1 protein-coding gene is annotated in these 252 nt (G+C 46.0%); it reads right to left on the reverse strand.

What is annotated here, in order from left to right; genetic code table 11:
* On the reverse strand, positions 1-186 hold a 186-nt coding region (locus AAEY78_RS14180; protein WP_352340052.1), incomplete at its 3' end, for a hypothetical protein.
* Positions 187-252: the final 66 nt, after the last annotated feature.

The raw sequence follows: 252 nt of genomic DNA on the forward strand, positions 1-252 counted from the left end.
TGCTGATTGAGCCTGAAAGGCTTCATCAACGGTGCGTATAACCACAATTTTGCGTGCGCCACGATTATAGGCTTCGCGTACAGGAAGCGGTGCGGCAAGGCCACCGTCTAAGTAAAAATCAGACTCTGACTGTATCTCGGTCTTACCTAATTCATTTGCGGCTAATGCATTTAACCACGGCGTCAATTTTACACCTTGCTTATATAAAAATGGCAGTGCACTTGACGCTTTTAATAGCTCTCGCCATTGCTG

It is taken from the genome of Psychrobacter sp. 16-MNA-CIBAN-0192 (assembly GCF_040309565.1).
Classification (GTDB): domain Bacteria; phylum Pseudomonadota; class Gammaproteobacteria; order Pseudomonadales; family Moraxellaceae; genus Psychrobacter.